Source organism: Ehrlichia chaffeensis str. Arkansas (assembly GCF_000013145.1).
Taxonomy (GTDB): domain Bacteria; phylum Pseudomonadota; class Alphaproteobacteria; order Rickettsiales; family Anaplasmataceae; genus Ehrlichia; species Ehrlichia chaffeensis.
Window position 1 is genome coordinate 65,120 of the sequence record NC_007799.1, and the last position, 13,722, is coordinate 78,841.

A 13,722-nucleotide genomic window follows, 5' to 3' on the forward strand; every position below is an offset into this window, starting at 1 on the left:
CAGTTGTAAGGAAATAAATGTCAGTTTTGTCAATTGTTACTGTTCCTGATAAAAGATTGTCGTTATGTTCTGAAGAAGTTGAAAAAGTAGATCAATCTATAAGAAAACTAGTTGATGATATGTTTGAAACAATGCATGCTAATCAAGGGTTAGGATTGGCTGCTGTTCAGGTTGGTGTTCATAAACGTATTCTTGTTATGAATGTTCCAGAAGAGTTTGAAGATTCTGAGGATATTGAGAATGTTGAGGATAAAATAGAAGGTTATGAACTATATGGAGGTCCTTATTGTATAATTAATCCTAAAATTGTTGATATATCTCAAGAGAAAGTAAAATTAAAAGAAGGCTGCTTATCTGTTCCTGGTTATTTTGATTATATAGTACGTCCTCAGCGTATTGCTGTTCAATATTTAGATTATAATGGTAATGAATGTATAATAAAAGCTCAAGGGTGGCTTGCTAGATGTTTGCAACATGAGATTGACCATTTAAATGGAACGGTATTTTTAAAATATCTATCTAAATTTAAACGTGATTTTGCAATAGAAAAAGTGAAAAAGAAAGAACGAACTGATCTTATATAATTGTTGGTATTGATGTGAGTGACTTGGACCTATTGGAAGTGTTGAAATTTTATCATGAGAATGGTATTGATTGTACATTAGAAGATGTGCAGTATAATGTTTTTACAAGTAAAAATCTATCTTTGCAAAATAGTAGTGATACAGGGTATTGTATGAAAGAAAAACAGGCAAGTATTAAAGAAAATACGGAGGATTATTATCTGTTAAAAGCTCAAAGTCTTGCTGAACAATGTAATACTATAGAGCAATTAAAAAGTGCTGTAGAATCTTTTGATGGATGTGATATAAAAAATTTAGCAACAAATACTGTATTTGCTGATGGGAATCCTAAAGCAAGAGTCATGTTAATAGGAGAAGCTCCTGGTGCGAATGAAGATTTAAAAGGTATACCGTTTTGTGGTGCTAGTGGTATGTTGCTTGATAAAATGTTGCAGGCAATAGGTTTTGATAGAACTACTGTATATATTAGTAATGCTGTATTTTGGCGTCCTCCTGGTAATAGAAGACCAACAGATTTTGAAATAGCAGTATGCAAGCCTTTCGTAGAAAAACATATAGCCTTAATTGTGCCTCAAATGTTAGTATTAGTGGGAAGTACTGCGTGTTATGCTATGCTTGATTCTAAGAACCCTATATCTAGACTTAGAGGGAGGTTTCATTCATATAGTAATCAGTTTCTTCAGCATAGTATTACTACGGGTATTATATTTCATCCATCATACTTATTACGCCAACCAATGCAAAAACGTCTTGCTTGGGAGGATTTAAAGCAGATTAAGCGTTATTTTGATACTTTGTAATATTATTCTAGCATGTAAATGTAAGTTTAAGAATGAATATTGCTTTGAGATGTGTTCACGGGTGTTTGATTTGTGTTGTATAAATAGCTCTGTAAACCAGGGAGAGCTTGTGTAGTGAAGAGTTGCTTAGAAGGATTAAAAAACTAAGCATTATTTTTATACTTTATATGTTTAATGCTAGCTTTATTATGCGAATGTAAGTTTGAGAATACATATTATTTAGGCATGTATAAAATGAGTATGCTTGGTGTGTATTGCATGTGTTGATAAGTGAGTTGGCAATTAGACGTAATACAGTAAAAAAATTTTTTCTATATGGTTTAATAGTATATTGCAAATTTATTTATTAATTTGGTCAATGGTTTTAATATAAGTTTGATGTTTTGTATAATGTTAAAAAATGTACAAGGATATAAAAGTTTTTTTATTACTACTGGAAATCTAATAGTAGTTGTAATAGCTTGTACTTATTTTTAATGCTGGATTATCGAAATTAATTGCGTTGTTAATCTTTACAGCGAGAACTTTTCATCAAGGATATTATTGCAAGAGTGTTGCTGTATTATTTGCTACATGAAAAAATTTAAAATATTCTTTATGTTTTGTAAAATTTTGTTGCGTAAGGTCGATATCTGTTAACCATACTTGACATTTTATATCTCTGATGATTTCTAATAATTTTTCTTGATGATATGCATCTAGGTGAGACATAACGTCATCCAATAATAGGATAGGGTATTCTCCAATGTTTTGTTTTGCAAAAACAGAAGATAAAATTAATGATAGTAGTAGAATTTTTTGTTCTCCGGTTGAGCAGTAATTTGCTATTAAGTTTTTTTCTGAATGGAATATTTGAAAATTATCGTTATGAACTCCAAAATTGACTAAATTACTTAGTGAATCTTTACTTCTGTTGTTTTTTAAATGTTCTTTATATAGCTCAATAGAATTTTCTTGGTCTAATAAATTGAATACTTGGCTTTGAATTTTTATGATTGCTTTAAAAAAAGCATGAGATTTGCTATTTTGAGATAGAGTGTTTTGTAATGTTTGTAAAACATTAAATCTTATACGAGCAATGTTTATGCCATTTTCTGCAATTATGCTTTCTAAGCTAGATAACCAAAAGTTATCTATAGAGTTGTTATATAATAACTTGCTTCTTTCCTGCTTTGCTTTGTTATATTTTATAATATGTATAGCGTATTTTGTATCGAAAATGTGTGCTATTCTGTCAAAAAATCTTAATCGTTCACTTTGTGATTTTAAGAAAATATGATCTAATTGTGGTATTAACCATATGATGCTTGTAATTTTATGTAATGTAGTATAGCTTTGGTTTTTATTGCTAATTAATATAGCGCGTTTGTTGTGATTCCGTGAAATTGCAATAGGATAAATACCGTTTTGTGTATGCATTTGATATGAAACACTCCATGGGGAATTTGAAAGACTGTTTTGCATGCTTTCTGTGTTCACTCCTCTAATGCCAGTGCCTTTTGATAGTAGAGAAATTGCCTCTAAGATATTTGTTTTTCCTGCACCATTTTTTCCAAGTAATACAACTGATTTACTAGAAGTATCTAGCTCAAGGTTTATGTAGTTACGAAAGTTTACTAGTCGCAAATTGTTTATGTAAGATTTTTCTATAGATGACATCTAATAATATTCCTTTTTTACTTAGAATGGAAATTTTATACTTATATCAATTTTTTCTGCAAGAACTACTCACTTATTATATTGAATACTACGAAAGTCTTGTATTAATTATAAAGTTGAAAGTTTCTTTATATATGAAATGTATAATTTTGTGACTGATTTATGAATCAGTAATGAGCTTTTTAATATAATAATAAATTTCATATCAAATTTATAATTTATAATGTGGTAGAGAATCATCTGATATATAGGATTTTAAAGTTGTTTTTTAATATATAGTGCTGAATCTGTAATTTCGAAAAGTTGTGTGAAGATTGTGTATGTATTTAAAGTGTCTGAGGTCTATGCTTATGAGCTTTATGAATTAGCATCATATATTAAGCTTGTGACCTGGTAGGGAACAAAACTAAGACTTAAAATTATTTAGAGTGTAAGGTGTAATCCTAATTTGTTGTTTAAATGGATTATTGTATTTAAAAAATTTATTTGAGAGGTGTATGAACTCTGAAGATGTGTGACATGCAAGTTTGTGTTATAGCAGATTTAAACACCATAACATGATTGCCTTTTGAATATGTAATCTATTTTCTGCTTCATCAAATATATATGAATTTGGTCCATCTATTATTTCAGATGTTACTTCTTCTCCTCTGTGTGCTGGTAAACAATGTAAAAACATGTAGTTAGGTTTAGCTTTTTCAAGAAGTTTGGCATTAACTTGGTATTTGAAAAACTCGGTTTTGATATTATTTTCATAACCCATTGAAATCCAAGAGTCTGTAGTAATAATATCTGCGTCTGAAATGATGTTATGAGGATTTGCATCATATGTGATATTATTACCTTTCTCTTGTGCTGACTTAAGCAGTAAATCAAGATTTTTTGAATATTCTAAAGTTGAAATGTTTAGTTTGAAGTTTAATACTGTTGCAGCATGTATCCAAGACACTAGCATATTGTTAAAATCTCCAATCCAACTTACTGTAGCATTTTCTATAGGGCCTGTCTTTTCTTCGTAAGTCATAATGTCAGCTAAGACTTGACATGGGTGACTATGTTGTGTGAGGCTATTAATGACTGGAACTGTGCTGTGTTTGTCTAATTCAAGTAGAGAATTATGTTCTAATATCCTTATTACTATTAAATCAACATATCTTGATAAAACTTTAGCTGTATCGTAGATGGATTCTCCTCTTGTCAATTGAGTATCCTTTTCATTAAGAATAATAGCATTTCCACCTAGTTGGTTTATTCCAACTTCAAATGATATCCTTGTACGGGTTGATGGCTGCAGAAATATTAAAGCTATATTTTTATTCAATAGGTGTTTGCTATATTGGTTAGGTTTTTTTTTGATTATAGAACTATAGTCTAAGATTGTTCTTAGTTCCTCTTTTGTATGTAAATTAAGATCTGTAAAAGAACAAATATTTGCTTTATTCATACATTTTATAACCTGGCTCTAGAATTTGACTTTTACTATTGATGTGAAAAACAATATTGCTACTAGAATTATTAGTAGAAATAATAAGATGTAATTTTTGCTTTTCTTGTTGCTTGACGTCTTCACTGGAAAATGCCTTTTTATGTAAACGAGATAATCTCAAGACAAGGGCATTTCAACATAAAATATGTTTGATGTCAATAGTTTTTGCTTGTGTATACTTTATACTTACTGTTCAAGGCATCATTGTGGAAGTTTTTTGCACCATTAAGTGTTTACGTATACACAAGCTTTGATTTGGTTGTGAAGTAGAGTATAAAATAACTTGAATTATTGTGCTGATGAGAAATACCCTTTGAGTGAATACCATAAATCTTTGAAAAAATTGGATTGTTTTGTAGTATTTGATTCATATATGATTTCTGTTTCATTGGATTCTACTTTCTTAAGGTTAATTAAATCCATATCACTCAGCGTAGGATCCGTACCATATGATGTTTGTGTGGATGGTGATGTAGTCTGGGTAGTATTGTTGGTATTAGTATCCCAGAATTCACTGTTATTTGTAGTAGTATTAGTACTATGGGTTTGTGCGGTTAATGATGTATCTTGAACGGTATCATTAGTATTAGTACTTCCAAATTCACTTGTACTTGTAGTAGTTGCTTTTTTGGTTTTGGGTTTGGTTGTTGTATTTTTTCCTTTTTGTGTTTTGGGAGTGTTTTTTGTTGTCATATTAGTATACCCATAATTGTACTTAACCTAAGAATGTTAATATTATTTTATTAAATAATAGATAATTTAGCTGTCAAAAAAACGTTTCTTAATTAGTTTTATATTGTATGTGTGTGTACATGTTTTTTGTAATATATTATTGAATATTGAGGGTGTAAGAGGTTTTGTTTAGATGTTGGTGATTGTGATCGTATCAGATCCTTGCTATGTTTTAGGTACGTAAAAAAATTACTAAAAATTTTTATAATACATTTGATTATGGAATTATCTATACTAACAGGGTTGTAAAGTGTAAAATTTGTAGTTTTATATAACATGTTAAAATAATGCGTGTTTTTACAATTATAGATGCTTATGGGTTGCTTTTTAGAGCATATTATGCTTTACCAAATCTGAGAACATCCTATGGATTACCTATTGGTGGGGTTTATGGTTTTATCAATATTTTTTTAAAGTATATAGAGAAGCATGTAACAGATTATTTAGTTGTTGTGTTTGATACTGGTAGTAAGAATTTTCGTCATAATATATATCCAGAATATAAAGGTAATCGTCCTAAACTTCCTGATGACTTAATACCTCAATTTTCATTGTTAAGAGAAGCTGTAAATGCTTTTAATATAGCTTCTGAAGAAGTTGTAGGGTACGAAGCTGATGATGTTATAGCAACTTTAAGTAAGAAGTATTGTAAGTTGCAAGGTGTTAAAGTAACGGTTGTAACGTCAGATAAGGATTTGTTGCAACTTTTAAAATATAACATTTGTATATTTGACCCAATAAAAAATAAATATATTGAAGAAGAAGATGTACAAAGTAAATTTGGTATATCATCAAATCAGTTGTTGGATTTTTTGTCTTTAACAGGTGATGCATCAGATAATGTCCCTGGGATTCCAGGTATTGGTGTCAAAACAGCAGCAAAATTACTTAATGATTTTGGATCGTTAGATAATTTGTTGCTACATGTACATGAAGTTAAAACAAATAAGTGTCGTGAGTCTATTACTCAATATAGTGACCAAGCAATATTATCCCGTCAGTTAGTAACTTTATGTGATGAGGTAGATATATGTGGGGATATAGAAAAATATAGTTTTCAGATCTCTGGAATACAAGAGTTAGTAGAATTCTTAAAAAAATATGAACTTCAATCTTTGATGAATAAGGTTGATAAATTTTTCAAAGTAGGTAATGCCTCATCAGCTGTTAATCAAAATACCAGTAGTAGTGATAAAACTATGGGTGGTGATAAAGTTATACATCATGAACCTCAATCTTCGATGAATGAGGTTGATAAATTTTTCAAAGTAGGTAATGCTTCATCAGCTGTTAATCAAAATGCCAGTAGTAGTGATAAAACTATGGGTGGTGATAAAGTTATACATCATGAACTTCAATCTTCGATGAATAAGGTTGATAAATTTTTCGAAGTAGGTAATACCTCATCAACTGTTAATCAAAATGCCAGTAGTAGTGATAAAACTATGGGTGGTAGTGAAGTTATACATTACTCCACTGAGTCACTTAAGGTGTTTCTTGAAAACTGTAAAGGTGAAGGAATAATGGCATTTTATATGGAAATGGCTGATAACGTTATTGATAGTGTTTCTTTATCATATAAGGATGATATTTTACTCTATATTGACAAGGATCATGTGACTGATGCACTAGAACTTATTAAGCCAGTACTTGGTTTAAATTATGTGTTAAAGGTAATATATGATGTAAAGACATTATTAAAAGTTATTCCTGATGTGGAAATTGTAGCATTTGACGATATTATGATAATGTCATATATTTTAAGCCCAAGTGTACATGATCATTCACTACAAGAGATAATTAACTATAATGTTAAACAGGATGTTGTTAATGTAAAAACAGCAATAACTTTATTATTATTGCATAAGTTGTTAAAGAAAAATCTGTTTGTAAATCAACTGTATACTATTTATGAGAGAGTTGAGAAGCCGCTAATTCGTGTATTAGATAGCATGGAAAAGGTAGGCATGTTGATTGATATTGATATTTTAAAAACATTATCATCTACTTTTTCAGAAAAAGTTAGTGTACTAGAAAATGAAATATATAGGCTTGCAGGAACAGAATTTAATATTGCATCTTCAAAGCAGTTGGGAACTGTTTTATTTGATAAGATGGGTATAAAAAAAAGTAAGAAATTGAGTTCAGGTAGTTATAGTACTGATGCTGAAGTTTTAAATGATCTGGTATTTAATGAAATTGAAATAGCGGATAAAATATTACAGTGGCGTCATTTTACAAAATTAAAAAGTACTTATACTGATGCTTTAGGAAAACAGATAAATAGTAATAGCGGTAGAATACATACTTTCTATTCTATGATATCGACTGCTACTGGAAGATTAAGTTCAAGTAATCCGAATTTGCAGAATATTCCAATTAGAAGTGAAGAGGGAAATGCTATTAGGAGAGCATTTGTTGCACGAAAAGGATATAAGTTAGTTTCTGCTGATTATTCACAAATAGAATTACGAATAATGGCACATATAGCTGGTGTACAGGCATTTAAAGATGCATTTTTTTTAGATCAGGATATACATTCGATAACTGCAGAGCAAATATTTTGCACTCAAAGCCTGGATAAAAATCTAAGGAGAAAAGCAAAATCAATAAATTTTGGTATTATTTATGGTATGAGTGCATTTGGTTTGGCTAAACAGCTTGGTATTTCTAGATCAGAAGCAAATGCATATATTGATAATTATTTTAAATCTTATCCGGAAATTCAGTCTTATATGAACAATATTAAAATTTATGCAAAAACTTATGGTTATACACGGACTATTTTTGGTAGAAAGTGTTTTATAAGAGATATTAATAGCAGTAATGCTGCAGCTAGAAATTTTTCTGAGAGGGCAGCTATTAATGCTCCTTTACAAGGAACATCAGCTGATATAATAAAGATGTCAATGATTCATTTGTTTGATAAGATTACACATGGATCACTTATACTTCAAGTGCATGATGAACTATTGTTTGAGATTTTAGAAGAGTATGTAGATTATGCGGTGGAGGTCATAACAAAAGTCATGGAAGGTATTGTTAAATTATCAGTACCATTAAAAGTTGATATTCGTATAGGAACTAATTGGGCTGATTTAGTTCCATATAGTAAAAAATGATGAGCTCAGTTATATAATAGTGATGCGGAATAATCAGTATTATAAAGTTGTGAGTACAGAAAGGAATTGGATTGGTTTATAGTTCCTGTAGTTAAACAAGCTTGGTTGTACTGATTTGGTGTGGTACTTATATTATTATGAACTGTAGACATGTAAAATGCTGTGTTAAAAATTTGAGCTAGGATATAGGGAATAAAGAGTATAGTGTTACTATTAGATAAATGTAATGTAGAGTAGTGTGGTTTAGTGAATTTTGTGCACTTGAAAAAGAAAATGTTAATTTTACAGAAAAGCACTTTTTTAATATTTTCAATTTAGAGTTAGTATAGTGGTTATATATGTTTTTATTTTTACAATTTAAGTAACTTCTTTAGGCAAGGGATTTTTGGTAAATTTGCAATATGTATGATATTAGTTTTATGAAAAGGATTAAAAATGTTGATTGTTTTTTGCGTACTTGAAAATTATGTGAAATTCAATAGACTGTAAGTTATATATTTCATTATCAAGATTCACGTGTTAACGAAAAAAAATAGTTTTAATCGAGGAAAAGTTGTAGAAGTCTCTAGTTCTATATTGTCAGCAGATTTTGCTAATTTAGGTAAGTCAGTGGAAATGTTGACAGATGCGGGTGTAGATTATATCCATGTGGATGTGATGGATGGTAATTTTGTGCCTAATATCACTATAGGACCTGTTGTTGTTTCTGCAATAAAGAAATATACAACCATCCCATTTGATGTGCACCTCATGATTAATTCTCCTGGTAATTATATAGAGGCTTTTGTTGATGCAGGAGCAGATATGATTACTATTCATGCAGAATCCGATATACATTTAGATCGTATAATACAGAAGATTAAGTCTTATAAGAAAAGTGCTGGATTATCTCTTGTTCCAACATCTCACTATAATATTTTAGAATATATTATTTTTGAGCTTGATCTTGTGTTGATTATGACAGTAAATCCTGGCTTTGGCGGTCAACAATTTATCACATCTCAGTTAGATAAAATTTCATGTGTTCGTAATCTAATAGAAAAATATTCATTGAAAACTAAAATAGCTGTGGATGGTGGTGTTAATATTAAGAATGCTAAAAGTGTAATTGAAGCTGGTGCAGATATTTTAGTTGTTGGATCTGCAATTTTTAATGCAAATAACATGTTAGATTATGTACAACAACTTAAGTCCTCTTTCTAGGTTTGTTAGTGAAGTTTTTTGAATGCTGATGTGTATTTTCCTTTTAATGATATTATAGCCTTTTCTTATGTATTTATATGTAACTGTAATATAGAGTTAATAGTTACCTTTGATGCTGTATAATTCTTGTATGTCCGAATTATCAGTTTAAAAAGTTAAGATATTATGTAATGTCTTGATATAATCATAAAACAGAATTTTATTATATTGTAACACGTCATATTAATGTGAGTAATTTTATGAAATCTTAAATTTTTTATATTAGTGTATTACATAATGTAGTCTTAGCAGGTATAATATAGATTGCTAGCGTAATTTTGAATTATGAGTTTGGTGTTGTAAAGTTGTTTTGGATGTTTGTAATTTATAAAATGATAATTTCATAAGAGTAAGTTTTTTGTTATATTTTATTAAATCTTAAAATATTATTTTAATATATTAATTAGAGTAAATATTGTAAAATTTGAAAGGGGTTACACTATAGTTTTTAATGCATTGATATTAGTGTAAGTATTTTTATACCTGTTAAAATAAAAGGTTTTATTGTTGCGAGCAGTAGATTGTAATGGATTGATAGACAGTTTATTTATGTGTGCTGCTTAAAAGTATTTGGTGTATTATTATGCGATTTTTGTGTTTACATTTGGTGCCGTTTTGGTTGTTAGAAACTATTGGTAGATATGTAATAAATGTCATTTTTAATGTAGGACACTCTTTTATTTTTTTTGTGAAGTTTGTATATAATTGTTTTGTGCCTCCTTATTACTATGGGGTTATATTAAAACAGTTTATAGAGATATTCTTTTTCTCACTTCCTATAGTTGGCATAACTGCTATATTTACTGGTGCGGTTTTAATTTTACAGAACTCTTTGATAATACATAATAATGTTTCAGGTGATTTTGTTTCAGGAGTTGTTGTTGTTGCGATCGTAAGAGAACTAGGGCCAGTATTAATTGGTCTGATTATTGCAGGACGTGTGGGAGCAGCTATTGCTGCTGAAATAGGTACTATGCGTATTACTGAACAAATAGATGCTTTGTTTACATTAGATACTAATCCATTCAAATATTTAGTCGTTCCTCGTATTATTTCTGCAATGGTTGCTATGCCTATATTGATTTTGTGTGCTGATTTAATTGGTGCTTATGGTGGATACATTGTTGGCTCGTATCAGTTGGGGTATACTTCTGAAATGTATATTAAAGGAGTAATAAAATTTTTACATGCTAAAGATGTGGCTTTAGGTTTGGTTAAGGCTACGGTGTTTGGCTTTATAATATCCTTTATGGGGTGCTATAGTGGCTATTATTGTAGTGGTGGAGCTAGAGGTGTTGGATTGGCTACTACTTATGTTGTTGTTGTGTCATCCATGTTTATCATCTTATTCAATTATATTATTACTGTATTTTATTCATAGTAGTTGATTTTATGAATTATATTTCTTTATCTGATTTGCATATAGACTTTCATGGACATCAAGTATTGAAGGGAATAAGTCTTGATATTGCATATGGGGAATCTTTGGTTATTGTTGGAGAATCAGGTAGTGGAAAGTCTGTGTTAACGAAAACAATACTGGGGTTAATAGCTCCTACTTCTGGTAAAGTTATTGTAAGTGGTGTTGATATTAGACATGATAAGAGTTTGATTAAAAATTTTGGAGTTTTATTTCAAAATTGTGCGTTGTTTGATAGTTTAACAGTGTGTGAAAATATTGCTTTTAACTTACATTATAGGTTCAATCGTGATAAACAATTATCGAGGAAAATTGCTGCTTCTGGATTGAATTTGGTTGGGTTAAGTAGTGATGTGTTAGATAGGTATCCTATTGAATTATCTGGAGGTATGAAGAAGAGAATAGCACTAGCTAGAGCTATTGTTAGTGAACCTAAAATTATGATATTGGATGAACCAACTTCAGGCTTAGATCCGATAATGTCTGATGTTGTGAATGAAATTATAATAAAATGTCACAAGGAATTTAATTTAACAGTTATTACTATTACCCATGATATTAATAGTGCTTTTAAAATTGCAAGCAAAATAGCTGTATTGTATGACGGAAAAATTGTTGCATGTGAATCTGTGCAAGATATAAAAAATATAGATAATCAGTATGTTAGGAACTTTATATGTCGAAATTAGAGTTAAGATTGGTCTCATTGTTAGATAGAATGATGATTTTTATTATATGTGTAGTAGCTTTATATAGTTGGGTATTAGTATGTTAATAATGCGTAGAATGGCTATAGCAAGGTATACTAAGCCCCTTATATTTAGTAAAATATTAAACTTTGATCCATCATTTATTAACATGTTGGAATCTTTAGAAGCAGAAGACATCCTCTTGTTAAAAGATGAACTTGGTTCGGTATTTTATTATTTAATCATGTCATTGTATGATGTATCTGGTATTCAAAATGATTCTAGTGGTGCTATAAGAGAACGCCTTAAAAGGGTTTTGTTGGATGCAATTGAGCAATCTAATTCAGATCAAAGTGGAGCTGTAGGTTCTCAAGTTAGTGAAATAAGAGAAATTAGAGATAGGTTAAGATCTGCATACCAATCCATTTCTAATAGAGTATGCAGAACTTTAATAAGTGCATTGGGTAATGAAACTCTGCAAGAGGAGACAGACTCAAATATTACACAGCAAAGTAATCTACAACGCAGGTTACAAATGTTTCAGTATGTAATACAAGCTGTGGAAATATTGGCTGATAAACTTAATACAGCTGTTGTGGAGGGTAAGGTTTCGCCTGAACAAGTTTCTGAATACTTGTCTTGTACAAATGAATCTCATGATTCTATTGCTCCTGATACTATGAGTGCTTTGGTTAAGTTATATTCCTTAACGGATGATCCTCAACTTACAGATTTAGCGTATTCATTGGTAAAAACATTCTTGATGAAGTTTGGCCGATATAAGTTGGATGGTCAAGGTAGGAATTCTATGCATTATGCTGTAAACATGTGTAGTCCGGAAAGGCAAGAAAGTTTTTTGTGTGAGATGATACAGCCATCAATATATGAACGGGTTTCAATAGTTAATGAGGTGGATGCATCTCGCAATAATCTAATGCATTATGCAGCATGTGCTCCATACATGAATTATCAAATTTTAAAGTATTTAGTAAAAAATTTTCCTGCAATGATGACACAACAGAATTGCTATGGAGATACTCCATTACATATTATGTCATATGTATATTTTGTTAATTTTGCAAAAATACTGTCATCTTATAACATTACATATAGAGAGAATATGAATGCTTTAAAGGAGGTTGTAGATCGTGGGTTGCCTCTTTCTCAGATGAGAGAAAGAGTTATGTCAATTAGAAGAAATGATGAAGCCTTATCAAGACAACTTAAAGCTTACGTAGATGAGAGTGTAGGAACTTATCAATTGTTGCTCACTATGGTGCCTTTGCGGCAGATATTTGAAGTAAGAAATAATGCAGGGCATACTGTATATGATATAATGAATGCTAGTATGAGCAACATAGGCAATGAGCGTCTTGAGGCTTTATTGCAAGATTTTTCCCAAGCAAGCAGTAGATTACCTATATATGATTGTAGGATTGATTCACAGCATGAACTATGTGTGAATTTATGTTTTTCAAATAAATATAGAGTTGTTGGTAAAAGTGGATATGGACATGTATTGTATACGCATGTGAAGCGTATGTATGACTTGATATCCTATAAGTTTTCTGAGATCTCTGATTCTAGAATGAGATGCATAAAGATTGAAAATGAGCGTGGTAACAACAGGTATTTAAGTATGCTTGTTGTTATGATGTTAATGGCTTTGTGTGTTCTAAATACCGTTTTACATTTTAAAACAAGATCTATTTTAGGTATTGAGCAAGGCTTATATAGATCTGTATTATTTTCAGCGATATCTGTGGTTTTCTTTGTGAGTATTTGTGTATTTTGTATTGTATATGCTAAATATGTTGATGTTGCTGATAAGAAGCTAATAATCGAGGAAGAAGGGTATGCACGAAGTATATTATTATCACATTTAGATGTTCAAGAAACAGATACTAGTCAGAGAAGAAGAGAAGGTTAAAACTTTGCCTATGTTGAATTAAAAGTTTGTTGGGTTTGAATATCCTCTATAAAACCAT

At 30.1% G+C, this 13,722-nt stretch carries 11 protein-coding genes; 7 read left to right on the forward strand and 4 right to left on the reverse strand.

What is annotated here, in order from left to right:
- Positions 1–17 precede the first annotated feature (17 nt).
- Both def and ECH_RS00340 read left to right on the forward strand, forming a co-directional pair.
- Positions 18–584 (forward strand): peptide deformylase, encoded by a 567-nt coding sequence (gene def, locus ECH_RS00335; RefSeq protein WP_006010762.1) that lies wholly within the window; start codon positions 18–20, stop codon positions 582–584.
- A 14-nt stretch (positions 585–598) separates the two neighbouring features.
- The gene (locus ECH_RS00340) at positions 599–1,384 is read left to right on the forward strand and encodes a uracil-DNA glycosylase (RefSeq protein ID WP_006010760.1); all 786 of its coding nucleotides are present in this window, start codon (positions 599–601) and stop codon (positions 1,382–1,384) included.
- A 540-nt stretch (positions 1,385–1,924) separates the two neighbouring features.
- Here the strand turns inward: ECH_RS00340 and recF are convergent.
- The 4 genes from recF to ECH_RS00355 form a co-directional block, all read right to left on the reverse strand.
- Positions 1,925–3,043, reverse strand: a complete 1,119-nt coding sequence (gene recF, locus ECH_RS00345) for a DNA replication/repair protein RecF (RefSeq protein WP_006010758.1) — start codon at positions 3,041–3,043, stop codon at positions 1,925–1,927.
- A gap of 532 nt (positions 3,044–3,575) precedes the next feature.
- Positions 3,576–4,487 (reverse strand): ornithine carbamoyltransferase, encoded by a 912-nt coding sequence (argF, locus tag ECH_RS00350; RefSeq protein ID WP_006010756.1) that lies wholly within the window; start codon positions 4,485–4,487, stop codon positions 3,576–3,578.
- Complete coding sequence (locus ECH_RS04945; protein ID WP_011452383.1) at positions 4,480–4,650, reverse strand: hypothetical protein; 171 nt, start codon at positions 4,648–4,650, stop codon at positions 4,480–4,482. Before ECH_RS04945 ends, argF begins: the two co-directional genes overlap by 8 nt.
- Positions 4,651–4,817: 167 nt before the next feature.
- On the reverse strand, positions 4,818–5,222 hold the full coding sequence (locus ECH_RS00355) for a hypothetical protein (RefSeq protein ID WP_006010764.1): 405 nt from the start codon (positions 5,220–5,222) through the stop codon (positions 4,818–4,820).
- Between the two features lie 326 nt (positions 5,223–5,548).
- Here ECH_RS00355 and polA point away from each other — a divergent pair, with 326 nt between their 5' ends.
- From polA to ECH_RS00380, 5 genes are all read left to right on the forward strand, one after another.
- Complete coding sequence (gene polA / locus ECH_RS00360) at positions 5,549–8,383, forward strand: DNA polymerase I (RefSeq protein ID WP_006010754.1); 2,835 nt, start codon at positions 5,549–5,551, stop codon at positions 8,381–8,383.
- Positions 8,384–8,899: 516 nt separating this feature from the next.
- The gene (gene rpe / locus ECH_RS00365; RefSeq protein ID WP_011452385.1) at positions 8,900–9,586 is read left to right on the forward strand and encodes a ribulose-phosphate 3-epimerase; all 687 of its coding nucleotides are present in this window, start codon (positions 8,900–8,902) and stop codon (positions 9,584–9,586) included.
- Between the two features lie 622 nt (positions 9,587–10,208).
- Positions 10,209–11,006: an MlaE family ABC transporter permease gene (locus ECH_RS00370; RefSeq protein ID WP_044161081.1), complete on the forward strand. Its 798-nt coding sequence runs from the start codon at positions 10,209–10,211 to the stop codon at positions 11,004–11,006.
- Between the two features lie 11 nt (positions 11,007–11,017).
- Positions 11,018–11,734, forward strand: coding sequence for an ABC transporter ATP-binding protein (locus ECH_RS00375; RefSeq protein ID WP_006010204.1), 717 nt, complete (start codon positions 11,018–11,020; stop codon positions 11,732–11,734).
- 79 nt (positions 11,735–11,813) lie between these two features.
- Positions 11,814–13,664, forward strand: coding sequence for an ankyrin repeat domain-containing protein (locus tag ECH_RS00380; protein ID WP_011452389.1), 1,851 nt, complete (start codon positions 11,814–11,816; stop codon positions 13,662–13,664).
- Positions 13,665–13,722: the final 58 nt, after the last annotated feature.

Excerpts from the sequence above, each read along its gene's own strand:
- recF (WP_006010758.1), bottom strand. The coding sequence starts at position 3,043 with ATGTCATCTATAGAAAAATCTTACATAAACAATTTGCGACTAGTAAAC.
- ECH_RS00355 (WP_006010764.1), bottom strand. The coding sequence starts at position 5,222 with ATGACAACAAAAAACACTCCCAAAACACAAAAAGGAAAAAATACAACA.
- ECH_RS00380 (WP_011452389.1), top strand. The coding sequence starts at position 11,814 with ATGTTAATAATGCGTAGAATGGCTATAGCAAGGTATACTAAGCCCCTT.
- ECH_RS00375 (WP_006010204.1), top strand. The coding sequence starts at position 11,018 with ATGAATTATATTTCTTTATCTGATTTGCATATAGACTTTCATGGACAT.
- def (WP_006010762.1), top strand. The coding sequence starts at position 18 with ATGTCAGTTTTGTCAATTGTTACTGTTCCTGATAAAAGATTGTCGTTA.
- ECH_RS00370 (WP_044161081.1), top strand. The coding sequence starts at position 10,209 with ATGCGATTTTTGTGTTTACATTTGGTGCCGTTTTGGTTGTTAGAAACT.
- polA (WP_006010754.1), top strand. The coding sequence starts at position 5,549 with ATGCGTGTTTTTACAATTATAGATGCTTATGGGTTGCTTTTTAGAGCA.
- argF (WP_006010756.1), bottom strand. The coding sequence starts at position 4,487 with ATGAATAAAGCAAATATTTGTTCTTTTACAGATCTTAATTTACATACA.